We start from the raw sequence: 25,825 nt of genomic DNA on the forward strand, positions 1-25,825 counted from the left end.
AATAACATAGTATGAATCTGAAACTAAACCGACGGAACGATTCGACTGTCTTTTCCATTCAATCCGTTTTAATTCTCATTTTTCTGATATTTCCCTTTAAACAAAGTCAAAGTCAGGAGAAAAGGCAACCGACAGATGTAAAAGTTATCGGACATGCCCACATGGATCCGGTTTACCGGTGGCGTTGGAATGAGATAGAAAACCGCGAAATTTCCAAAACGTTTTCTGATGTTTTGAAAGAACTGGATACGTATCCCGAGCTTCAATTTGCCCAAAGCTATATGCTTTATTATGAAACCGTTCAAAACCGTTTTCCCAAACTTTTTGAAAAGGTAAAACAACGTATTTCAGACAAAAGATGGAGTGTTGTTGGAGGCCAGTGGGTTGAAACAGACGAAACGTTACCTTCCGGCGAAAGCCTCATCCGACAATTTCTGGTCGGACGTGATTATTATACAAAAAACCTCGGCATCAAAAACGTAACGATTGCATGGCTACCGGATGTGTTTACCGGCCATTCGAGTACAATTCCTAAAATATATGCAGGGTGTGGAATAAAAAATTATGTATTTAGTCGCGAAGCACCAAAAGACAAGCGGATTTTCTGGTGGGAATCAGCGGACGGTTCACGGATTCTGGCGTATAAAATTCCGGGGCATTACATCCCTGATTACAAGATTTTACCCGGACAAGTGGAAGAATGGATTAAAATTTCAGGTTATAATAAACCATTGATTGCAGTAGGCAAAGGTGACCATGGAGGCGGCCCCGGGGAAACAGACATGCGGAGTCTGGAATTGCTTTCCAATGAGTTTCCGCTGCAATTTAAATTTATTTCGCCTGAAGACTATTTCAATGAACTAAATCAGGCAGATTTTAACTGGCCTGTTCAAAATAAAGAATTCGGATATCAACCTAACGGCGGGCAGTGGCTCGGTTGTTATACCTCACAGGCAAAAATCAAAAAGCAAAACCGGCGCCTGGAAAACCAACTGATTGCCGCCGAAAAATTCTCTGCCATTGGTACCATGCATAAAGGAAAACCTTTTTATCCGCGTGAAGACTTTTTGGAAGCATGGAAAATATTACTTTTTAATCAGTTTCATGACATTATTCCCGGCACTCTTACCGGATTGGGAGCCAACGATGTATTTAAAGACTATAACAAGCTGGAACAAATTTCATCAGAATTGTTAACCGCGGGGCTTGAGAATATCGGAAACCGAATCGATACGGAAACAGATGGAATTCCGCTGGTAGTTTATAATCCGCATTCATGGGAGGTTAGCCAGTTTGTTGATGCTGAAGTTTCATTTGTAAAACGACCAGCCGAATTTAGCTTAAAAGATTCAGAAGGGGAAAGCATCCTTTATTCAATAATCAAAGAGTCGGAGGATAAACAAACGGTCACCGTTTCAATGGATGCAACAAATATCCCTGCACTTGGATATAAAGTTTACACTGTTACGAATGAAAAAACAGAAATGCCTAAAACGGATATTGATGTTACAGAAAATCAAATTGAGAACAAATTCTTTGTAGTAAGATGGAACGACGAAGGCGTTACAAATATCTTCAATAAAAAATTACAAAAAGAATTTGTTAATGGTGTTGCAAATACGCTTCAGTTGTTTGAGGACAATGGCAACAGCTGGAGTTTGAAATTGACAGGTAAAAAATATCCCGTGAATCAACTAACTCCACCAAGAATCATATTTTCTTCACCCGAAAAAGTAACTGTTCAATGGGAAGATTACTTCCAGTCGTCAAAATTTGTACGCTATATGACTGTTTATGCAAATTCAGAGCAAATCAATTTTGAAATGGAAGTGGATTGGCACAGTCACAATAAAATACTGCGCCTTGCCTTTCCAACCGTTTTAGCAAACGGACAAGCCTGTTATGATCAAGCATATGGCTATGTGCAGCGGGAAGAAACCGAGGGAGAGTTTCCGGCTCAAAAATGGGTCGATTATTCGGAAAAAAATTGTGGAATATCACTCTTAAATAACGGGAAATACGGATTTACAATCAATAATGGTGTACTGACCATGTCGATAGTGCGTGGTGCCAGAGACATGGATCCGCGAATGGATGAAGGAAAACATTCGTTTAAATATGCGCTAAATGTTCATGAAGGTGATTGGCGGGATGCAAATATTCCATTACGGGCATGGGAATTTAATCAGCCGTTAATTGCCAAACAGGAAAATCAACATCCCGGGGAGATCTCTGGCTGGACTTACAGCAATTTGTCATTCCCTTTGGAAAAATCGTTCTTTGGAATCAACAGCGATCATGTTATTATTTCGAGCCTAAAAACAAAACAGGACGCCTATGAAACCAATCCCATAATTTTACGCATCATTGAAACCGAGGGAAGTGATGAAAATGTAACCGTACGGCTGCCGTATGAAGCAAAATCTGTAAACGAATGCAACCATTTGGAAGAACCAATTGAACAACGAAGTGAAATTAAAACGGACAGCACACAGTTTCACTTTACCATCGGACATGATCAGATAAGAACTTTTATGATATATTTCTGAACCAAAACCAAAAAGTATGACAAGAATCGGGATACTCATTGTTGGAATCTTCCTGGCAATAAATGTAAACGCGGGTAAAAATATTTTCTCCGTTAAGGGGACCAAAGCATATTTGAATGATGAGGCTTTTTTGAGCATCGGATTGCGCTGTTCCAATGCCTTAATTTCAGAAAAAACCACTGATGATTTAATCGGGCATTTGGATTTGTACAAGTCTTTTGGGGTAAATACCATCAGTGTATTTTTTATGGGATCACGTTTTGGCGACGTAACAGGATACTACAAAGACGGAACCTTAAATCCGGTGTATACCAACCGTATGGCTAAAATTATTAAAGCCTGTGACAAACGTGACATGGTAGTTTTGGCAGGATGTCTTTACTGGGGTACTTCCGAGGCAAAATGGGAAAACTGGACTCAAAAGGAAGCTAATGCAGCCGTGGCAAATACGGTAAAATGGCTTTCAGAGAATGATTATAAAAATGTTTTTGTTGATCCCGACAATGAAGGAATGGCACACCGCGAAAAGGGTTTTGATATTGAAAAAATGATTGCTGCCGGGAAAAAAGTGGATCCTGAAATAATGATTGGATACAACAACCATGGCCTGCCTCCTGCTAATGCTGATCTGGCTTTACATTTTTCAGATAAACCGGAAAACAAACATTATATCGAGAGCGAAGGAACAATGACCGATTATTGGGGAGCGTACAGTAAAGAGCAGGGAGTGTACAACTATATTAACATTGGGATTTACACCGAAGGAAAAAAGCGTGAACAATTGAAAAACACTGATAAGCATTTGCAGAATGGAATGGGGTACATTTTTGCTTCAACCTGGTTACAGTGTATACCGCCAAATTGTAAGCCAGGTGGCGACGGAACACCTTGCAATCCCGGCATCTCGTGGTGGCTTCAACACATCAAAGAATCGTATAAAAAATAAAAATATGAAATTCAGATTACTCTTTTTAAGCTTTATATTATTTCCAAACCTTGTATTGGTTGCGCAAAATCAACCGTTTAAAATCGATTTGCTTCCGGGTGAAAAAATCTGGTCGGGTGTCATCACCGACGGGCACAAAATGCCGCTCGCCGGTGGATTTGAATTTGACTTTTATGCCAATAATCAGGGAAATCAAACACAACCTTTATTATTAAGCAATAAAGGTTTGTATGTATGGAGCCAGAAACCTTACAAATTTGAAATCGGAAATAATGAGATTATCATTTCTGAAAACTATGGAAAAGTTGAACACGGTAGAAATGGGACCACGCTGAAAGAGGCCAGACAATTTGCGTCAGAACATTTCTTTCCTGCGTCGGGGAAAATGCCCGATGAAATGTTGTTTACTGAGCCACAGTACAACACATGGATCGAGTTGACCTACGACCAAAACCAGGAAGACATATTAAAATATGCCCATGCAATAATTAATAACGGATTTCCTCCGGGGGTTTTTATGATTGACGATACATGGCAGGAAGACTACGGACTTTGGAATTTCCACCCGGGTCGCTTCCCCAATCCACGCCAGATGATGGATGAGTTACATAAAATGGGATTCAAGGTAATGTTATGGGTTTGTCCTTTTGTAAGTCCGGACCAGGCATTGATTGTACGCGAAATTATGAAAGGTAAAGGATTTCTTCTTAAAAAGATAGATGAAACAACTACATGGGAAACTGCCCGGGAGCCAGCCATTATCAAATGGTGGAATGGGTATTCAGCGTTGCTCGATTTTAGTAATCCGGCTGCAGTAGATTGGTTTAACAATCAACTCGACCGCCTCGTTAACGAATACGGAGTGGATGGTTTTAAGCTTGATGCAGGAGATATGCAGTACTACCCGCCCAATGCTATAAGTAAAGAAAATGTAAGCCCCAATAAACAATGCGAGCTGTACGCCATGATTGGATTACGTTACCCGCTAAACGAATATCGGGCGTGCTGGAAAATGGCAGGGCAGCCACTTGCCCAACGTTTACGCGATAAACAACATTCGTGGAGCGACATGCAAATGTTAATTCCACACATGATTGCAGAAGGCCTTGCGGGTTATACATTCTCTTGTCCCGACATGATTGGCGGTGGCGAATTTAGCAGTTTTCTCGATTTAAACAGCTATGACGAAGAGCTTGTTGTTCGCTCAGCACAATGCCACGCACTGATGCCCATGATGCAATTTTCGGTAGCGCCGTGGCGGGTTTTAAATGAAAAGAACTTTGAGGCCGTAAAAAAAGCGGTGGAAATACGCAAAAAATTTACGCCTCTGATTTTAAAACGGGCAAAAGAATCAGCTAAGACAGGTGAACCTGTCATTTCAAATCCTGAATATTTCTACCCTAACCAGGGATTTGAAAATATTAAAGATGAATTCCTTTTAGGCGAAAATCTGTTGATAGCGCCTGTTTACAAAAAAGAATATTCAAGAGAAGTGATCCTTCCCAATGGCACATGGATTGCTGATGACGGGAAAAAATATAAAGGTGGAAAATCATACATTATCGACGTGCCGATTGATCGGTTACCTTATTTTGAGAAACAATAAATTTAATCGACAAAAGAACAAACAATGAATAAATATACTATTCTGTTTCAATGCTGCTTCTTCCTTTCAGTTTTACTTTTCGACAGCACGAACTGCTTTGGTTCTGAAAGCGATACCATTGTTCCGCGTTATAAGGTTACACTTCCTGAAGCACATGTTGGAAATTTGGATATCGACACCAGGTTACTTGACAGTTACGGACTTTTACCTGAAAATATCAGGCAGTTTTATTTTGATGCTCGTTCTGTTTTTTTTGGTACACCGGATGCTGATTTTACAAATCCCGGGATTATTGCGGCTGCCCGTAAATACAATTTACCAATAATGGGTGGCCCCATGCTTGGAAAATTAAACGAAAACAGTGTTAACATTTGGATACGTCCATCGACCTCAGAGCCTTTGGTTGTGAAAGTAAAAAAATCGGGAAGCAGCGATGAAAAATCATATACAAAAACTTCAGTTGAACCAGGCGTGGACCAAAGAATTGTATTGGACAGTCTGTCTTCCGCTACCGAATACGAATATACAGTTTACACAAATGGGAAAGGAGTTGCAGAGGGCAGCTTTACTACCACACCTGCTTCCGGCGAAAAAAATAGTTTCAGGATAGCCTTTGGGTCATGTTTTCATAAAATAGGTTTACACAATCCCAATTTAATCAATCAAATTCTAAAAAGAGAGCCTCAGGCTATGATGCTTCTGGGAGATATTGCAGTGGACGACAGGGAGAACCGAATTAATTTGCACAGGTCTGATTATATGCTTCGTGATGTTTCAAAACCATGGAAGGAGCTCGCAGCAAATGTTCCGCTCTATACTTCCTGGGATGATCACGATTATTATAACAATGACCTTAGTGGGACACCTAAAGGATTCACCACAGCAGACCGCGAAGCAGTCAGGGCGGTATGGCAGCAAAATTGGAACAACCCGGAAAACAAAAAGCCAGGTATTTATTTTAACTCACGTATCGGTCCGGTGGAAATAATAATGCTCGATACCCGCTCATGCCGGGAAAACGGACAAAGAGGCCGGTACGGATCGTATCTGGGCCCGGAACAACTCACATGGTTAAAAGAAACGTTAAAAAGCTCCGAAGCTCCGTTCAAAATTGTTAGCAGTGGCACCATGTGGAGCGATTATGTTAGTAACGGAAAGGATTCATGGGGAACCTGGGATACAAAAGCACGAGAAGAAATTTTTGCTTTTATCGAATCAGAAAAAATATCCGGTGTTTTATTAATTAGCGGTGACCGCCACGGAGCACGTGGATTTACAATTCCCCGGCCATCGGGATTTGAATTTTATGAATTTGAGGCCGCTTCGCTTGGTGGTGTTCCGGGGCCCGATGCAATGGCCAAAGAAAGTACAAACCAGTTATTTGGGTATCACGGAACAGCGGCCGTTGCCTTTGGTGAATTTACTTTTGACATTCAGGAGGATACACCTGCTGTTACTTTCAGGCTAATCGATCAGTTCGGCAACATATTGGAAAAATACACACTGCCATATAAAAAGTTAACACCACCTTAAACAGAAGATGACAGAGATTTTGTCGCTTTATTTTATACATTTGAAACAACAACAATAAAAACTAAACCAACGGATATGTGCCAAAAAATATTTATTTTTCTTTTTTGTGTCTTAATCGTTTTATCCTGCAAAAAAGAACAACCAAAACCAAACATTATATTAATCAGTGCCGACGATTTGGGCTGGTCGGATATCGGATGTTACGGCAGCGAAGTACAGACCCCTAACCTCGACAAGCTGGGGGAAGGTGGAATACGATTCACCAGGTTTCATAATACATCAAAATGTTTCCCTTCAAGAGCATGCTTGCTTACCGGAGTTTATGCACAGCAAAACGGTTATTCCAACACACACACCAACCCCATCACCAATGCAGTTACGCTGGGAGAAGTTCTTCGTACAGCGGGTTACCGCACACTTTGGTCAGGGAAACATCACGGTTTGGAAAATCCTTTTACCCGGGGTTTTGACCGATACTATGGTCTAAAAGACGGTGCCTGTAACTATTTTAATCCGGGCGACCAACGGCCGGGTGAAGGTGCACCGGCGCGCAAAGGAAAACCCGGAAATAAAACCCAACGTTGGTGGTGTATCGACTCTGTAATGTATCATCCTTACACGCCGGAAGCGAAAGACTTTTACACAACCGATTATTTTACAAATTATGCGTTGGGCTGGTTAGATGAATATAAAAATGAAAACAAACCATTTTTCCTTTACCTTGCTTTCAATGCGCCACACGACCCATTAATGGCCTGGCCGGAAGATATTGCCAAATCTAAAGGGAAATACGATGCAGGCTATGAAAAAATCCGCAACCAACGGTATCAAAAACAACTTCAAATCGGCCTAATTGATGATTCATACAGTTTGTCAGCTCCAACTTATGACAACTGGGAAGATTTAGCAGATTCCATTCAAAACGACGAAATCCGTAAAATGGAAGTTTATGCGGCGATGATCGACAGAATGGATCAAAACATCGGTCGGTTGCTTGCGAAACTAAAAGAAACAGAGAAAGATGAAAATACGCTTATCCTGTTTGTATCCGACAACGGAGCATCGGCTGAAATGGTGCATATAGAGGACGATTACGGAGAGATTGGAACAATGACCCGGTGGTCGTCGCTTGGCGAAAATTGGGCAAATGTAGGAAATACTCCTTTCCGTTTTTATAAAAACTTCAGCTATGAAGGAGGCATCAACACCCCATTGATTGCATGGTGGCCGGGAAAAATCACACCTAAAACATTTTCTGAATTCCCCGGGCATTTTATCGATATCATGGCCACGGTAGTGGATATTACGGGAGCTACTTACCCAACGGAATTTAACAACCAAAAAATAACACCTATGCAGGGGGTTAGTTTACTTCCTGTACTCAACGGAGAAAAAACAAGCAGAGAAAAGCCCATTTTTTGGGAATGGCGCCGGGGAAGAGCAGTTTATTCCGATTCATGGAAAATAGTCAAAGAAGGATTGGAGGAACCATGGGATCTGTATAATATTGAGCAGGATCCGACCGAAACAAAAAACCTTGCCAATAGTAATCCTGAAAAAGTTAAAGAGATGGAGCAGCTTTTCGAGGAATGGAAATCCAGTCAAATTGAAAAGAACGAATGAAAAAAACAACTAAAATGAAACTAAATATAAATCAACGCTTCATTTTCACAGTATTTTTAGCCTTTCTGTTTTTGGGGTGCAGCCTCAAAAAAGAAACCGACGGGCCTTATTTTGGAAACGGCTTTCACAATGGATGGGCTGACCAAAGTTCAATCGTAATCTGGACACGGCTGACCCATACCCCGGAAGGGAATACCAATGGAACAAAATTTCTTATCCCATCGGCTGAAGAACACCGACGATTGGATAAAGAAGCCAATCCCGAAAAAATTCATAAAGCACAAATTCCGGAAGGAATGACATTGGAAAACATGGTTGGTGCTTGTCCCGGTGCACCAGGTGAAGTCAAACTTATCTACTATCCTTTGTTAAATTCTGACAACAAAACAGAAACCGATTGGATTGCCGTTGATGAGAAAAAAAACTATACAACCCAGTGGCAACTTGAGAACCTCCAGCCCAACATAAAATATGTTGTTGAAATTGAAGCCAGGCTCAATAACCAATCAAAAGTTTCGGATAAAATTGAAGGTGCTTTCCGCACGCCACCAACAGAAAAAACAGAAGAGGACATTGAATTTTGTATCGTTACCTGTCATGATTATTGGAGAAAGGACACAACTGACGGGCACAAAATCTACAATTCCATGATAAAAATGTTCCCTGATTTTTATGTGCATACAGGCGATATTGAATATTACGATAAACCCGAACCCTATGCGCTTACTGAAGAATTGATGCGCTTTAAATGGGATCGTTTATTCGCGCTTCCTCTGCAACGCAAATTCTGGACACAAGTAACCTCCTATTTTATGAAAGACGACCATGATGCACTTAAAAATGATGCCTGGCCCGGTCAAACCTATGGGACAGTACCCTGGGACAGAGGCATTGAAATATTTGAAAAAGAACAATTTCCTTATCACAACAAGTTTTATAAAACCATTCGTTGGGGAAAAGACCTGCAGATTTGGATTACAGAAGGAAGAAACTACCGGAGTTCCAACAATATACCGGACGGGCCGGAAAAAACCATTTATGGGAAGGAACAAATCGATTGGCTATTTAAAACATTAAAGGAATCGGATGCTACGTTTAAAGTAATTATCAATGCCAATCCCGTTTTAGGCCCCGACCGCGAGAATAAAAACGATAATTATTCAAATTCAAAGTACGCTTTTGAAGGGGATCAAATACGCAATTTCTTGAATCAATTTGACAATGTATATCTGTGTAACGGCGATCGTCATTGGCAATATGTAACACACCTGCCCGATACAAATCTCTGGGAATTTAGCTGCGGTGCCGGTACTGACATGCATGCCGGGGGATGGGATCAGGAAGACCTGCGCCCTGAGCATCGGTTTTTGCGGGTAAAAGGAGGTTTTCTGAGAGGAGAGGTTTCCCGGGAAAATGGAAAACCAAAACTTACTTTCCAGCATTACGATGTTAATGGAGAAATGGTTCATGAAGAAATATTTACAAAATAAAACGTTAAAATGAAAACATTACTAAACTGTACAATTGCACTTTTACTGTTTATGGGAACCTCAGCACAAAAAAATGTGATAATAAAACTTTGGCCTGATGCTGTACCCGGTGAAACAGAAGCCAAACACGAGCCTGTTGTTACCGACAATACCTCCGGGGATGTCACACGCTTAACAGATATAACCGATCCGGGAATGATCGTTTTCCCGGCAAACAGCAACAATAACAATGGCGCCGGTGTAGTCGTCTGTCCGGGTGGAGGATACAATATTCTGGCCATCGACAAAGAGGGATATGAAATTGCACTGTGGCTTAATAAACTGGGATTTACAGCTGCAGTACTTCAATACCGGGTTCCCAAAAAACAGGATGGTGCTTTACAGGATGTACAACGAGCCCTAAGAATAATGAGAGACCGGGCTGAAAAATGGAATCTAAACCCGGATAAACTGGGTGTGATGGGATTTTCGGCCGGCGGAAGTTTAAGTGCACGCGCCAGTACCTTGTATGAAAAACAAACATACCCCAAAGTTGACGAAAACGACGAACTTTCCTGTCGACCTGATTTTGCGCTATTGATTTACCCTGCTTATCTTGATCAGGGAGAAAACCGAAGTCTTACTCCGGAATTGAAAGTGGTTGAAAACACTCCGCCCACATTTATTTTTCAAACTGCCGACGACCGCTTAGGAAACAGTTCGTTGGTTTACGCAACTGCCTTGCGCGATGCAAAAGTACCCGTTGAATTACACTTATTGCCGGAAGGCGGCCACGGATATGGAATGCGACCGGGTAATGTAGCAGGTGAGACCTGGCCCGGACTGGCTGAAAGATGGCTGGGAAAAACGATTACTTCGTTAAACTGATAATCTTCTGAAATGAATGTTGGGTAACGTTTGAAAACCATTTCTATTATTGTCGTCCTGCTTTCCGGAATTACAGGCTATAAAATAACAGGTTATGAAAAGAAGAGATTTTATACACACAACTGCTTTGGGAAGTATCGCAATTTTAGGACTCCCCGCTCCAGCAATACATAGCTCTGCCAGTTTTACTACTTCCGCTCGACAAATAACCAACGGCCCCCTGCATCATTTATTTGGTTATATAGGCCAATCATTAACTATTCCCTGGAATTCAACGGGTAAACGATTGCTTACCCTAAGTTCGCCTTTTATCGACCATCTTCCTGATGGAGGCGAACCTGCCGGCGTTTGCCTGGTTCATTTGGACAAACCTGAAGGGAAATATTATAAAATTGAAAAAGTAGATGAATCTTTGGGTTGGAATCCACAACAGGGTACCATGTTTTACTGGAATCCTGATAATGCTGCGAACCAGTTCTTTTTTAACGACCGGGACAAAAAAACAGGTAAAGTGTTTACCGCGCTATTTGATATTTCTAAGAACAAGCGTGTTTATGAATATAAATTTAATGATACACCTGTTGGCAATAGTGGAGTTTGCCCAAAAGGAAAAACTTTTCTGGCTATTAATTACGCAAGAATGGCACGACTGCGGGCAGTAACCGGATATAAAGGCGCCACCGACTGGACAGAAGGTGCAAGGGCTCCCAAAGATGATGGCATTTTTAAAATCGATATTCAATCCGGCAAAAAAGATTTATTGGTTTCATTTGCTACATTGGAGGCTGAACTTCAGAAAAAAGGATTTGATACAGGTGGTGAATCTTTATTTATTAATCACACATTGTGGAATCGGGATGGAAAGCTCTTTTGCTTTTTTGTTAGGGCCGGATGGAAGGGCACAGGAAAAGAAAAAAGAACCAATGTATTTTGCACTATGAACTCAGATGGCACCGGATTACATGTGGGACGTCAGTTTATTGGAGGTCACCCTGAATGGGGAATTGGGCAAAACATGATTGGCCGAATTGGTGATGATCAGGTAATTTTCGATATTATCAATGAAAAAATTGTAGGAAAGATTGGTACACCGGAAGCAATTCCCAATCCGGAAGGCGATATTAGCTTATCTCCTGATGGAAACTGGTTTGTAAATGGTTCCGCAAAAGATGGTAAAAACTTTTACAACATTATTCGCCTAAAAGATGGAGAATGGACAAGGAGTGAAGGTATTGATAAAGGAGAATATTCAGGCGATGTAAGAATTGATTCTGCCCCAAGATGGAACCGTGAAAACAATCAGGTTTTAGTACAGGGAATTACCGATGACGGAACGGAACAGCTATTTATCATTACTATCAAATAAAATTCAAGATCAGCTGAATTAAAAATTTCGCTAAAACAATTAATATGAAAATTAAAACAGCCATAAAAATTACCTTAAGCCTGGTATTAATTACACTTCTTTTGCAAAGAGCTTATTCACAGGCTGTTCAAAAACCGAACATTGTTGTTATTATGACCGACCAGCAATTTGCTGATGCAATGAGTTGCGTGATGGGCGAGCAATACATACACACTCCAAATATGGATAAATTGGCAGAAAAGGGGATCAGGTTTACGCATGCATATAGTCCTAACCCCTTATGCATGCCCATGCGTACTTCAATGATGACCGGCAGATTTCCACATGAAACCGGTGTATTAACAAACGACGACGAAGATATTAGCCCATCAGATTTTGTATTCCTTGGAAAACTGTTTAAAGATGCCGGGTATGAGACCGGATATTTTGGGAAATGGCATGTGGCTTTTGATGAAAAACAGAAAAAAATACACGGATTTGATAATCCAATAGCTAAAGGAAGCCAATTGGATGCTGAACCAGCTGCAACTTTTTTGAAACAAAAACATGAAAAACCTTTTCTTGTTGTAGCTTCGTTTTTGAGCCCTCATGAAGTTTGCCAATGGTCACGAAAGCAGAATTTGCCCGGAGGACCGATAAGTGAAATGCCGCAACTGGAGGATTTACCGCCTCTCAAAACGAACTTCTTTCCACCTGAAAACGAAACCGATATTATGGCATTTATGCGGAAATCATACCAGGCAAATCTTCGTTTGTTCCCGGTTGGCGATTATACAGATGCTGATTGGCGCAGATTACAATGGGGATATTACAGGTTAATTGAACGTGCCGATGCATTTGTGGGCACAGTTATGGATGCGCTGAAAGAGTCAGGGCAGGAAAAAAATACGCTGGTGGTTTTTCTCAGCGATCACGGCGATTGTGCGGGCAGTCATCACTGGAACCAAAAAACCGTATTCTATGATGAATCAGCTCGTGTACCGTTTATTATGAAATGGGATGGTAAAACCATAAAAGGTACTTCGGATGTGCTTTTAAATACCGGAACAGATATGATTCCAACCCTTTGCGACTTTGCTGGTATTGAAATCCCCAAAGGACTTCCCGGGAAAAGTTTAAAGGCAACGGCAACCGGGAAAGCACCAGAATGGAAACGGGAATATGTTGTAACGGAAAATCATATGGTTCAATGCGAGCCTGTTGACGGAAGAAATTACAAACCCCAGGGAAGAATGGTTCGCAGTTCACGCTACAAATATTGTATTTACAGCGAAGGGAATGATCGGGAATCCCTGGGAGACATGGATTCCGATCCTTTGGAAATGGTCAACCAGGCTGCGAATCCTGTGTATAAAAAAATTCTTGAACAACACCGCAAATATTTAAAAGAACATGCTAATCAAACCAACGACGCAATGGCGTTAAAAATGCTAAACGACTTAAACAATTAAAAATGAAAATAAAAAGCAGCTTCTCTGTAATTCTTTTCTTGCTCTTCTTTACTTCCTTCATAAATGGTCAGAACATCGACAAAAATTTCGTTGAGCCTCCGCGAGAATTTTCAGTTATGCCATTTTGGTTTTGGAATGACACACTTAAAGCAGATGAGATTCTCAGACAAATAAAAGACTTTGATGATCATGGGGTTTATGGATTTGTAATTCACCCGAGAATGGGATTACCCATTGGCATGGATTTTCTTTCCGAGGAGATGCTAAGCCTAATGAAAGTTGCCATTGAAGAAGCAGAGCGAAGAAATATGAAGGTTATACTTTACGACGAAGGTTCCTATCCTTCTGGTTCTTGCGAAGGCCAGGTAGTGGCAAAGAATCCTGCACATGCCGCCAGGGGGCTGGCAAAAATTGATTTAGAAACCGGAGAAAAGCCGGTTTTGGAAGATGGATGGAACCTGGTAACGGTACTGCAACGCCCCAATGGAAAACAGATGGCAGTTGTTGAACAACCTTCAAATGGACATATTCGGGGAATTCACTGGGTTGACGAAGCAAAAGGAAAAGAAGATCTCCCACCCGCCGGGGATATATTAAACCCCGAAGCAGTTAGTAGCTTCATTGAACTGGTATATGACCGGTTTGCAGATAACTTTAAACCATATTTTGGGAAAACAGTACTTGCTGTTTTTACGGATGAACCCGATCCGCTGGGACGTGGAAGCAAAAGAGGCATAGTACCTGGAAACAAAAAGTTACTGCCGCAGATAAACAAAATACTCGGTTACGATTTTACACCTTACTTTTCTGATTTGTGGTACGAAGATCATGAAAATTGGGAACAACACCGAAAAGATTATCACCGGGCTATTGCAATCTGTTTGGAAGAGAATTATTATGGAAGATTGAGCAAATGGTGTGAAAGTCACGGAATCGCACTCACAGGGCACCCGGCCGGCTCTATGGATTTGGGAGCCCAGAAATATTTCCAGATTCCTGGTCAGGATTTGGTTTGGCGCTATGTTGAACCGGGTGAAAAGGCATTGAATGGACAACATTCGACCATGGCAAAAAATGCCTCAAGTGCAATGGTTCATTTAAATCGTCGCCGGAACTCCAACGAACTCTATGGTGCTTACGGGCATAACCTAACCTACGATGAAATGGTTTGGCTGGCCAACTGGTGTTTTGTAAGAGGACAGAATTTACTTTATCCCCACGCATTTTATTATTCAATAAGGGGTGCCCGCTACGATGAAAGACCGCCGGATGTTGGACCACATGCAAAATGGTGGAGCAACTATAAAGGTTACGCTGACGCCTGCCGAAGGCTAAGCTGGTTAAACACCGATTCGCGCCAGGTATGTGAAATCGCTGTACTTGGTGACGCCAACTGGCTACCGGATCGATCAGCCAAGGTGTTTTTCCAAAATCAGAAAGATTTCAACTACCTGGAATTAACACACCTAATTAATGATGCCACAGTCGACAAAAGCGGTGTGCATATTGCAGGAATGAATTACAAAGCCGTAATTCTGGATGGATTACAAATAATTCCTGATAATATTAAACCGATACTTAACAAATTAGCCGAAAACGACCAACTAATTATTTTTAAGGATTCACCTTTTATTTCAACTTTCCCAAAAGCAAAAGTAGCTCAAACTGGAGCCGAACTAAATGCAGAAACGGAAAAACTAATTCAGCCTGATATTTTTCTTTCGCCTTCATCCGAAAATATACGTTATCGCCATGTTATAAAAGAAGGAGTTCATTATTATATTCTTTTTAATGAACAGGAAACTTCAGTGACAACAAAAATAAGTGTGCCAGTTAAAGGAAATCAATGGTGGTTAGACGAATTTACAGCTAAAGCCACATTAGCTCAAAAAGGCCAGAAAATTACCTTTCAACCGCATGAATTAAAACTATTAATGGTGAAAGAAAATTAAGCTTATCAAATTCAATTTAAAATTTGTAGCTCATCCCTGTACCTAAAATAAGTTTGTGCTTCCAGACATCAAGGTAATCTTCATTAATCTGGTGGCCTAAAAAAAGGTTAAAGTTTACATTCTTGACATGAATAAATGAACCTAAAATCGTTCTTTGCCTTGAGTATCCGAATTCATCAAAATAAAAGGAAAATTCAGTAGAAATATATGGGCTAACAACCTTAAACTTCTTGTACATTAATTGAAGTTGATTTCTGTAGCGGTTTATCAATTCACCATCATAAAATCGAAACTCCCAGCGGCTGCGATCCCTGAAACTAAAATTCCCAAAACTTTTATTATAATACATGTGCAACATCGGACGGTACTCTGCCCTCCATCGTGTTGGGAATTCAACATATTCCTGTTTATAGCCCACGCCAAAACTTATACTCTTTTCTGAAGGAAAATCCAGCGTTAGCTGTGTATGATTCAGAAAATAATCTCCCCCGTCTCTGAAAAAATTTGCACTGTGAAAAAAGAAATCCATGTTTCTGATTTTTGTCTGACCACCTGCAAAGGTCCAGGTTTCAAAATCTGCCGCACCAACTCTGACAGCAGAAAAAATCAGCACGACAATGATTAGGGATTTCAGCTTAGGTTTAATTGATTTTTGCATACTAAAAATTACACAAATGGTGTAAAACTGGTAATTGTTCCCGGTTACCAGAAATTCAATTTAATCTTAAGGGTGCAAATATACTTTTTTATTTTTCAGAAAGATAATCTTCCTGCCTGCGTTAGATTATTTCCCAGCAACACGTTTGTAAGCTTCCATATAATCGCAAAGAACTTTCACGTTTCGATTAAAAAGAGCGCTTGAAATCCGGTCCTCAATTCGATATTCTCCATTCCATTTGCTCACTTCCATATCCTGCCGGAATTTATCATTTTGCACTACCCATCGGCCGAAATCATCCTGAGCTTCTATAACAGCTTCAGCATCCCTTGCCAACTCGTCCAACGAAGGCACTGATATCCGGTCAACAGTCGCCTTCTCTAAAACCTGCAGATAACGTATTTCTACAGCTTTAAGTGCACTTTTTATATCCGTTTCATATCCATACCCTGTTCTTCGTTCCAGCGACAGCTGCTCCAACGATTCAACCCGGATGCGTCCCCGGTCGTAATACAATGGTTTATTTGTTCCTAATTCCAGAAACCTGCCCCATTTCCCGTTGGGCAGTTGTGAGGCTTTCAGCCAGCGAATAGCATCAGGAACAGGCTCCAGATAATTTGTTCTACCGGAGTGAAGATATAAGTCAATAAGACTGTTTATATTATGTACCGTTGCAGATGGGCAAACAGCAGGAGGTTCAAATGTTCGCGCCCACGCCGGCTGGAGAAATTCGTTGTATTGTTGCGCCCAACCCGGCTGAGGCGGAGGCAGTTGTGAAATCATCATGAACCGCCCAATTTTTTGCAGGCTTTGTTTTATATCGGCTCTTTGATAATATGTGTCGGCTTCAATCATTACCCGGATACAATCGTTGATTCCCTGATCGTTAAAAGTAGCATAGTCATGGTAATTTCCCTGCCATGGATATTGATGTGGCCAGCCGCCGTTGTCCAGTTGAGACTTTAGCATCATATTCAGGGCTTTATCTACTGCTTTAGTTAGTTCAGGCCTGTCAATCTCCTGATCAAGAGCCATTAAAAAGCTTATGGCACTCTGAGTTTGATTATCATCAAAACTTACTCAGTTTCCTTTGGGCCGGTCAAAATAAATTTTGTGGTCCCAACCACCCAAATCATTTTGCCCTTTAATCAGAGCATTTGCAGCATCTTCCGCTGCTTTTAAAAAATCTTTGTTTTTTGTTACGTGGTAAGCTTTAAGAAAACTCATTCCAACTTCCGGAGTTCCGGGAGGTTGAACTTCAATTGTTCGATCATCTGTTTTTCCTTCGCCCCATTTTTCTTTTCCATCTAAGGTGTAATGATATACATAACCACCCTCTATTGCCAGTGTTTGCATAAAGGCAATACCTTTTTTAAGACATTGTTCTGCCTCCGTTGCAAGCACCGATAATTCCTTTTTATCTTGTGCGTAGGTTGTTGATAAAAAAGAGAAAAACAGAAAAGTTAAAATCAAATTCAAAGATTGCCTTTTCATAGTTTCGTTTTTGTTGGTTTAGTTTTAAGAAACAAAATAGCACATTTATTTTACCCAAAAAAGAACTTTACTTTTTGAGTAAAATAAACGAAAATGCCTATTCACCGAATGCTTCAAAATTCCCTGATTTTTATACTTCGGTATGTTACGCTGTTTCCGTGATCCTGTAATAAAATATGACCGAAAGGAGCCTGTCCGAAGTTTTCCCATTTTGCATATTTACTATATGCAACCAAAGCATCAAACATTTGTGAAAAACGGTCGTATTCAACCACTTTTATATTATTTAGCCAGTGTTCAACGTGTCCTCCTTTTACTATAATACGTGCTTTACACCATTGTCCCGGACTGGCGCCACGTTTATTTTTATTAGGTTCTGAATAACTTTTGGCTGTGATTAAGTCATAAAGAGATCCCACTGTTCGATTCCCGTTTACACCCTTTTTAGCGTCGGGATGCCTTACATCATCGAGTATCTGAAACTCACAACCAATTGTCGAGCCTACTCCTTTGTTTAAATCAGTATCAACAAAATATTTAATTCCACTGTTTGCACCTTCTGTGATTTTAAAATCAAGTTCGAGTTCAAAACTACTAAATTGGTCAATGGTAACAATATCTCCCCCATTTCGAGATTCGGCACCACCGCTTTCCAAAACAGAAAGTTCACCATTTTTAATTTCCCATCCTTCTTCCGGGAATTTATTTATTTTAGCTCCCCGCCAGCCATTGGTTGTTTTTCCATCCCACAATAATCGGAATCCTTTCCTGACCTCATAATCTGTTAATTCATTTTTCAGGTAACTGAATTCTTTCGCATTTGGTTCAAGCGGCCATCTGTTTTCTTCCAGGTTTTCGGTCATAATGCGGGCACCTCTCCATTTTATCTGCAAACCCTCGTGCGCTTTATTATTTCCAATGGAATGAATCTGAAATGCAATAAATCCCTCTGCAGTCATATCATCCACAAGATTGGTAACCTGTACCCCGTTTACCCATGTGCGGATCTGATTTCCGATGGCTTCAATTCTATATTTGTTCCATTCTCCGTTTTTGAAGGCTTCCCGTCCCGGCTCATTCATTGTTACCGGGTAAATCCATCCTCTGCGAGATTGATCGAAAATACCTCCACTCCATTTTCTTTCCGAGGGATCAATTTCACACTGATAACCAAAAACTTCTCCCCCACGGTAATCAGGTGATGAATTACTTCTGAATTGAATACCTGAATTCAGCCCTACATCAACTTTTACATCCACTTCCAAAATAAAATCGGAATACATCTTTTTTGTGCACAAATAAGTACTCGGAATATCGGTTGTTGAAACTCCTATCAATTGATCTCCGTCAACAATATATTCGGCAAGACCCTTACTTTTGTCAAAACCACCTGGAGTACCACTCCTTTTAATAAAACCATCGAGGTTTTTACCGTTGAATAAACTAACCCAATTCTCCTGGGCATTTGCAATACTTCCACAAAAAATTGCAAGAAAAATGAAAACAATAAGATTCTTTAACTTAATCATCATATGAAGCTAGTTGGGTTATTGAAACAAAGTTAATTAAAATGAAACAATATAATTTTTAATAAACTCAATACCTGTCAGATTCTTATTACTTTTGAGAAACAGGTAAAAACTAACATTTATTATGAAAACGTTTTTTAAACTTATTCTGATTTTATCGCTGTCCGCACATAATATTCATTCTATTGGTGAAAACATTGATATAACTGATTTTGGTGCAAAATCAGATGACACCAGGCCTTGTACAGAAATTATTCAAAATGCAATTGATAAAGTTTCTAAACGTGGCGGCGGAAAGGTAATAATACCTCCGGGAAAATTTATTACTGGTTCGATAATATTAAAAAATGGTGTTACCCTTGAGATTCAAAAAGGAGCTACCCTTTTGGGAAGCAAAAATCTGGAGGATTATCTAAGTATACAACCAGATTTTGTAGCGCTTCGTACGGGTCAGGCTACCAAACAACTCATTTTTGCTGAAGGGCAAAATAATATCGGAATTACCGGCGAAGGAAGCATAGACGGACAGGGAGCTGCTTTTGAAAGAGCTGAAACAGGCGACGAACCCGGAATTACGCGCCCGCATCTGATTCAGCTTATCGACTGCAAAAATGTTCGCATAAAAAATGTAGACATGCGCAATTCAGGAGGTTGGATGCAACATTACCTGGCGTGCGAAAACCTCGAAATAAAAGGAATTAATGTTTATAATCACTGTAACTACAACAACGACGGAATTGATATTGACGGATGTACCGACGTTGTTGTTTCGGGATGTTTTGTTGACAGCGACGATGACGGAATTTGTCTGAAAAGCACAAGTCCGAGATCCTGTAAAAATGTATTGGTAACAAATTGTGTAGTAAAATCGCATTGTAACGCATTAAAACTTGGTACAGAAACCACCGGTGGTTTTGAGAACATTATTTTTAGCAATTGTACAGTGAGCCCTTCTGTAGATCCCGACCCAATTTACGGCACGCAAAAAGGCCAGTCGGCAATTTCTGTTGAAATGGTTGACGGTGGACTGCTCGATCAGGTGAACATTAACAACATTACCATTCTGGAAACAGGTTGCCCCATTTTTGTGCGCTTGGGAAACCGGTCCAGAAAATATTCTCCCGATGCCAAAGAACCGGGAATTGGAACACTGCGAAATGTTTCAATTTCGAATGTAACTGCAACCACCTCATCAAAAACAACATCAAACATTACAGGTTTCCCCGGCAACTATGCAGAAAACATTAATTTAAGTAACATTTTTATTACCAATCTCAGCGATGGTTCGGAAAAAGAAGCAGCACTTGAAGTACGGGAAAATGATAAAGGATATCCGACTGCCGGAATGTTTGGCGATATTTTACCGGCTTCCGGATTTTTCGTGCGTCACGTTAAGAATATCACATTCAACAATGTCCAGCTTTTTATAAAAGGAGACAATGTGCGACCGGCATTTATTCTGAACGACGTGAAAGACGCACAAATTCTTTACCCCGGAATTTTTTCCTGGAGAGAAGAAGGCGCCAAAATTGTAAAAGATTCAGACTGTGAAAATATTAGTGTTATAAATTAACTGTTGAAGAAGTAGCAACCAAGGTTGCATCTTCCATAATAACTTCGTAAAAATAGCCGGCACCAAAATCCTTCTCTAAAGTAATTTTTCCTTTAAAAGTTACTTCATCATCTACCTCGGCAACATCCTGGCTGGTGATTGTTAAGTCATAACTTCCATCACTTCCGCTGGTTCCGTCCTGAATATGAATCCAGTTTTTTCCCATCACACTTTTGTTTACTTTAACTACTACACCACGAATCTCTATTTCTTTTCCTGAATAACTATCCCGGTTATCAAAAACCCCGGCGACGGTAACTTCATTCCCCGACTTTTCGAGCGAAATTTCGTTGTGTTCTTCCGTAGTAACACGTCCGCTGTGTGCAGCCATGTCTCCTCCTCCCATTCCCGGCATCATTCCTCCCATTGGATTTTGAGGAGCCTGGGCCACCGGCGTTTTGCTAATGTGACTTACAAAATATATAATATCAAAAGTCCTATCGATCTCTTTGCTGTGAAAATTTTTCATTTCCAGCTCATTGTCGTAATAATAAACATCGCCCGCATCTACATCCTGTTTTGTAACTGCCACCCACTTTTCAGCCATTCCTTCTTTAACATTCATATAAGTATAGGTACTGCCCTGTACCACTTCCTTTACTTCAAAAACATTGGCATTTGCAGGCACTTCATTCTGAACAGGTACTCCGCTTTTATTTCTTACACAAGAAGAAAACACAATAACCAACATCACTATTCCAAAAACTCTCAGCATATTCATTTTCATGTTTTTATTTATTTATCGACTAGCGAATATAAAAATTAAAATCATTTTAACAGGAGCAAAATACATCAGATACATATTTCTTCTCTCTGAACAATCATTTCCAAAATAACAGCCAATAGCAATTTTTTGTTGAACAAACTAAACGTATAAAAATTTTAAATCACTTATCAAATATAAAACCCGGGAAATAAAAGACAAAAAGGCCTTCATTGACTTTAATTACAAATTACCGTATATTTGTTTACGACCAACCATTAGATTATGAAAATACAGTTCCATAAAAGCGCCAACTACATTGGTTGGATTGTTATTATTCTGGCATTTGCCTTATTGTATTTTTCTTACTTCTTTATATATATCCCCAACCAGGAATCAAAACTTCAACAAAGGGCTTTTCGCATATTAAAAGAATATGGAAATAATATGTTTGGCAAAAATGATTATTACCAAAACCATTTTAAAAACTACGGCCTGTATTATAAAATAAGACACTACAACAATACAAACCAAATGAGCCGGAAGAGTTGGTTAAATACAACAAATACGCCTCAACTGCAAGATGTGCAAAAAGTTGTTGACGGACTTCTACCCTATGTTCAGCTTGAAAATGAAGACAAAACTCCTGAATCGATATTTATCTATTTAAAAAAAGAAAACAAACTTTTTATTGATTACGGCCCCCAAATCCCTGACACAATCAGTAAAAAATCGATTGATTCGGTGAAAGATTTTTATTTACCCAATTACCGGGTTGCATATATATCAAACGTAGAAACACTTCTTAACAACCCGGTGAAGTACAAAGTCCCTGTTGATATTCTAATGCAGGGGTTAAAGTTCGACAGGCTTTTTGAAAATATTATCCTGTTTGACGATTCGTTGGTTTACTACAACTCAAAATTTGATTTGGTTGCCGATATTACAAATCCAAAAGCGCTTTGTGATAGTATTGAAAATGTTCAGGGCGGAATTTGGGAAACGCTTAATATCAGAGGAGAGGACAAACATGTAATGATTCTACCCATTGATTTCCTGGGGAAAAGGTTCTGTATTGCCGGGCTTATTGTGGATGAAGACTTCCGGGATAAAACCCGCACCATTAACAGTCAGATTTTAATTCTGATCGCAGCTATTCTTCTGTTGATTTTTATAGGAATGCCCATTCTAAAAATAATTTTCATCGATGAAAAGGAAAGACTCAAAGCAATGGATGCCAGCGGAAGCGCAATGTCTACCATTTTTGGTGCAGGATTACTGGTTCTCATTGTAATTGGTGTCATCAAACATCAGTTTGTTGACCGTTCGATTTTAAAAGACCGCCTGAAACTGGTCTCTGATTCGCTTTATTCGTATGTGGATTCTGATATAAATTCAATAAAAAGCCTGTATGTTTCAATCAATGATTCAACACACGAACAATCGTCGTTATCAGGAAAAGTGAGAGACCACTTTAAAAAACCGGATGGAAAATTTTACCAGTTGACCAGAGACACACTTGACAAACCGCTCCCTATTAATGAAATCATTCTGATTCAACCCAATGGAATCGTAAACAAAGCTGTAACCAGAACACGTTTTTCGGAGGTTGTTCCTCTTGATTTAAGTGCACGAAACTATTTTACACAAGCTGTTGACAAGGCAAATACCTGGCCTTCTCCGTCTTATAACGTTAATTTTTATATTGAATCCATAAAATCGTACAACACCGGAAAGGGTGAAACCGCATTTTCATTCCACAACGTAAAAAATGACTCGCTTCCGGTTACTGCAATCACTTCAGCAGTTCCTTCTTTCTATTTCCAGGTACTCCCCAAAGACATCGAGTATGTTATTGTGAATGCTACAGGCAATGTATTATACCACTCGATAAAAGCCAAAAACCTGCACGAAAACTTTTTCGACGAATGCGAATCCAACCCTAAACTACTAAAAGCTATCGATTTACGAAGCGAGGAGATTGTTCACATTAATTACAATGAAAAAAAATGGATAGCCCGGGTTGTTCCAATAAATGAAAGTCCTCTTTATCACATTACTTTACTCGACATTGGCCAAACCGATAACAAAAATGCCAGGATATTTTTATTTACATTCTATTTTCTTTTTGTATCGCTCGTTTTTATTGGGCTTGGCATGCTGGTTATGCGGTGGATTATCCCACCGGAAAACACTGTACAAAAGCCAATTTGGTTCTTAAGCTGGCTCCATTTTCAAAGTAAAAACTACCGTCAGTATTTCTATTTATCATTGATAATAATTGCATTAATTATCGTTCAGTTCAGTGGTATCCTGTATATCCAAAAACCATTCTCTGTTTTGGTGTATCAACTCATTTTTGTTATCTATACGTCATTTGTAACCCTCATTTTCCTCAACCGAAAAAAACTGCGCCTGAGAAGTCTTTTCCGGAAAAAATATTATCCCGAGAACATTATTCTTCTGGTAACAGTAATTATGAGTATTATTTTGTTATTCCGGTTTTTCCCCGGATGGCCCATTTTTATCCCGCTAACAATATTAACTGTTTTTACTCTCAACATCCCCCGGATTTTGCAGTTTATCGACAAGCAACCCAAACTTACAGAAAGATACATTTCGCGGCACAATTCGCGGATAAGAAGAAATTATATTGCCTTTCTGTTTTTATGGTTAACCAGCATCTCCGCAGTTCCTGTTGTGCAGTACTATTTTTCAATAAAATACCAGGAAGAAAAATACTGGAAACAAGACCAACTGTTTTCTGTAGCTATGGATAATCTGGAATTGAAAGCAAATTACCCCGACCAGAAAAATACAGAATGGCTTAAACGAATTCAGGGAAACGGGATCGATAATCTGAAAGTTAATTTTGTAGATTATTCCGATATAAAAAAAACCGACTTACTGGAAAATTCAGGAAATTTTAATGAGGCGGATATAATTTATAATTTGCTACCCGACCCGGTAAATGAAGATTACGGAATCAAAAAAAATCCGGGAGATTCTGTTTATACAAGAGAATGGATTGCAAACGACACTACGTTAGTATACTCGAAAGGCGGAACAGATGGAGCTGTTCAAGTCGTTTCAAACACAACACTAAATACAAACATTGCAGAATGGCTTTTAAGTATAATTATAACCTTTTCACTTGTAGCTATCGCCGTTTGGATTTTATTACAATATATCGCAGGTGTGTTGCTCAATTTAAATAGTGAACAATGGAGTGAATCAAATATTTCGTGGTGGGAAACCCTCTTTGAAAATAAAGCGATCAGGAAAATACTACTCCACTCGTTTAACGGAGAATATTACCTAAAAAAAACAAAAGAGTATGTAAATGAGCCGAACCGGAACAATCAAACTTCAATTGAAACCATCAGCACCTTACAATTAATTGACCCTGAATTTGAATGCGACGTTCTTGTTGAAAATACCAGTCTGATATGGATAAATGGTCTTGATCTGTCAATTTATGAGATAGATAAGCATAAGTTTTTACTGATTAGATTACAGGAAATTTGCCGGAATACAAAAGGAAAAGTAGTGGTTGACATCCCTTTTGATCTTGAATCGATTGATGAATTTTATGACGATTATGTTGATGAAAACGAAATCAAACAGAAAGACATAAGACGTATCTATCTTTTGAAAAAAAGATGGAAAACAACCTTTAAAAATTTCTTTGAATTTAACGGTTATCTGAACCACAAAGCAGCAGACAATCAGTTGGAGGATGTTAAGCAAGTGTCCGGAAACCAACGAAACAGACTTGAACACAAGGAGTGGGAAATTGATGACAACGAAACTCAATTTATAAACATTTGGGATAACCTAACCGGATATGAAAAAATTGTGTTGTACGATTTAGCCGACGATGGTTTACTAAACCGGAAAAACAAAGCGATGATTGAACGACTTGTAAACAAAAAGCTAATTATCCCGGCTCCGTTTCCAAGATTGTTTTCAGAGGACTTTCGAATTTTTGTCAATCAAAGTATGGAACCGTCGGATGTGAAGGCAATTGAAAAGAAACTGGGATTAAAAGGAAAATGGCGGAATATTCAGTACCTTATTCTTTTAATTTTAATCCCGTTAGCTGCTTTTATTTTAATCTCACAAGGAATTTCCATAGAAAAAATATTCGGAATTTTTGCCGGAGTATTAACTGTAATAACAGGAGTAATGCGTTTATTTGATAGCCAAATGTTCCGACAATCAGCGTCCTGAAGATCCTTGAAATAACAGTTCAGTTATTCCCAAACAATCAAATGTTCGAAGCTTAGCAAAAGGGATAAAATGGAACCAATCTTAATCAAAAAAAGCAAACCTTGGAGCATAAAACCTGTTAGATCCGGAAAGCGCCATCGTATTCGGGATCCGTTCCACTTTAAGATAATCTTTCGCTTCCCCACGGTCATTAATATCTCTGGTTTAACAAAA

Annotated in this window: 17 protein-coding genes and 1 pseudogene; 12 read left to right on the forward strand and 6 right to left on the reverse strand. The window is 39.7% G+C overall.

Going from position 1 to position 25,825, the window contains the following annotated elements; genetic code table 11:
* Positions 1-11: 11 nt before the first annotated feature.
* From K5G00_RS01380 to K5G00_RS01425, 10 genes are all read left to right on the forward strand, one after another.
* Complete coding sequence (locus K5G00_RS01380; protein ID WP_238763621.1) at positions 12-2,549, forward strand: alpha-mannosidase; 2,538 nt, start codon at positions 12-14, stop codon at positions 2,547-2,549.
* Between the two features lie 16 nt (positions 2,550-2,565).
* Positions 2,566-3,495, forward strand: a complete 930-nt coding sequence (locus tag K5G00_RS01385; protein ID WP_238763623.1) for a hypothetical protein — start codon at positions 2,566-2,568, stop codon at positions 3,493-3,495.
* A 4-nt stretch (positions 3,496-3,499) separates the two neighbouring features.
* Positions 3,500-5,101: a glycoside hydrolase family 31 protein gene (locus K5G00_RS01390; RefSeq protein ID WP_238763626.1), complete on the forward strand. Its 1,602-nt coding sequence runs from the start codon at positions 3,500-3,502 to the stop codon at positions 5,099-5,101.
* A gap of 24 nt (positions 5,102-5,125) precedes the next feature.
* Positions 5,126-6,634 carry an alkaline phosphatase D family protein gene (locus K5G00_RS01395; RefSeq protein WP_238763628.1) on the forward strand — a complete coding sequence of 503 codons (1,509 nt, stop codon included), beginning with the start codon at positions 5,126-5,128 and terminating at the stop codon, positions 6,632-6,634.
* A gap of 75 nt (positions 6,635-6,709) precedes the next feature.
* Complete coding sequence (locus K5G00_RS01400) at positions 6,710-8,257, forward strand: sulfatase-like hydrolase/transferase (protein ID WP_238763630.1); 1,548 nt, start codon at positions 6,710-6,712, stop codon at positions 8,255-8,257.
* 14 nt (positions 8,258-8,271) lie between these two features.
* Positions 8,272-9,747, forward strand: coding sequence for an alkaline phosphatase D family protein (locus K5G00_RS01405; RefSeq protein WP_238763632.1), 1,476 nt, complete (start codon positions 8,272-8,274; stop codon positions 9,745-9,747).
* Positions 9,748-9,756: 9 nt separating this feature from the next.
* On the forward strand, positions 9,757-10,614 hold the full coding sequence (locus tag K5G00_RS01410) for an alpha/beta hydrolase (protein WP_238763634.1): 858 nt from the start codon (positions 9,757-9,759) through the stop codon (positions 10,612-10,614).
* Between the two features lie 94 nt (positions 10,615-10,708).
* Positions 10,709-11,980, forward strand: coding sequence for a hypothetical protein (locus tag K5G00_RS01415; RefSeq protein ID WP_238763638.1), 1,272 nt, complete (start codon positions 10,709-10,711; stop codon positions 11,978-11,980).
* A 44-nt stretch (positions 11,981-12,024) separates the two neighbouring features.
* A complete protein-coding gene (locus K5G00_RS01420) occupies positions 12,025-13,431 on the forward strand; it encodes a sulfatase family protein (RefSeq protein WP_238763641.1) in 1,407 nt (468 codons plus the stop codon).
* A 2-nt stretch (positions 13,432-13,433) separates the two neighbouring features.
* Positions 13,434-15,383 carry a glycosyl hydrolase family 2 protein gene (locus tag K5G00_RS01425; protein ID WP_238763643.1) on the forward strand — a complete coding sequence of 650 codons (1,950 nt, stop codon included), beginning with the start codon at positions 13,434-13,436 and terminating at the stop codon, positions 15,381-15,383.
* Positions 15,384-15,399: 16 nt separating this feature from the next.
* Here K5G00_RS01425 and K5G00_RS01430 read toward each other — a convergent pair whose 3' ends face one another.
* The 5 genes and pseudogenes from K5G00_RS01430 to K5G00_RS01445 all read right to left on the reverse strand — a co-directional run bounded on the left by K5G00_RS01430 (position 15,400) and on the right by K5G00_RS01445 (position 19,067).
* A complete protein-coding gene (locus K5G00_RS01430) occupies positions 15,400-16,041 on the reverse strand; it encodes a DUF2490 domain-containing protein (RefSeq protein WP_238763646.1) in 642 nt (213 codons plus the stop codon).
* Positions 16,042-16,167: 126 nt separating this feature from the next.
* Positions 16,168-16,701, reverse strand: a complete 534-nt coding sequence (locus K5G00_RS30115) for a pectate lyase (RefSeq protein WP_394800849.1) — start codon at positions 16,699-16,701, stop codon at positions 16,168-16,170.
* A 33-nt stretch (positions 16,702-16,734) separates the two neighbouring features.
* Positions 16,735-17,103 (reverse strand): annotated as a pseudogene (locus K5G00_RS30120) (pectate lyase); the annotation flags it as partial.
* Between the two features lie 18 nt (positions 17,104-17,121).
* Complete coding sequence (locus K5G00_RS01440) at positions 17,122-17,535, reverse strand: hypothetical protein (protein WP_238763652.1); 414 nt, start codon at positions 17,533-17,535, stop codon at positions 17,122-17,124.
* A 113-nt stretch (positions 17,536-17,648) separates the two neighbouring features.
* Positions 17,649-19,067 (reverse strand): 3-keto-disaccharide hydrolase, encoded by a 1,419-nt coding sequence (locus K5G00_RS01445; RefSeq protein WP_238763655.1) that lies wholly within the window; start codon positions 19,065-19,067, stop codon positions 17,649-17,651.
* 121 nt (positions 19,068-19,188) lie between these two features.
* Here K5G00_RS01445 and K5G00_RS01450 point away from each other — a divergent pair, with 121 nt between their 5' ends.
* Complete coding sequence (locus tag K5G00_RS01450) at positions 19,189-20,637, forward strand: glycoside hydrolase family 28 protein (RefSeq protein ID WP_238763658.1); 1,449 nt, start codon at positions 19,189-19,191, stop codon at positions 20,635-20,637.
* On the opposite strand, the gene K5G00_RS01455 is transcribed toward K5G00_RS01450, so the two are convergent.
* A complete protein-coding gene (locus K5G00_RS01455) occupies positions 20,627-21,397 on the reverse strand; it encodes a hypothetical protein (protein ID WP_238763661.1) in 771 nt (256 codons plus the stop codon). The two genes, K5G00_RS01450 and K5G00_RS01455, sit on opposite strands and share 11 nt — an antisense overlap.
* A 267-nt stretch (positions 21,398-21,664) precedes the next feature.
* Between K5G00_RS01455 and K5G00_RS01460 the strand changes: the two genes are divergently transcribed.
* Complete coding sequence (locus tag K5G00_RS01460; protein WP_238763663.1) at positions 21,665-25,612, forward strand: hypothetical protein; 3,948 nt, start codon at positions 21,665-21,667, stop codon at positions 25,610-25,612.
* Positions 25,613-25,825 lie beyond the last annotated feature (213 nt).

The organism is Maribellus maritimus (genome assembly GCF_022267315.1).
Lineage (GTDB): Bacteria > Bacteroidota > Bacteroidia > Bacteroidales > Prolixibacteraceae > Draconibacterium > Draconibacterium maritimum.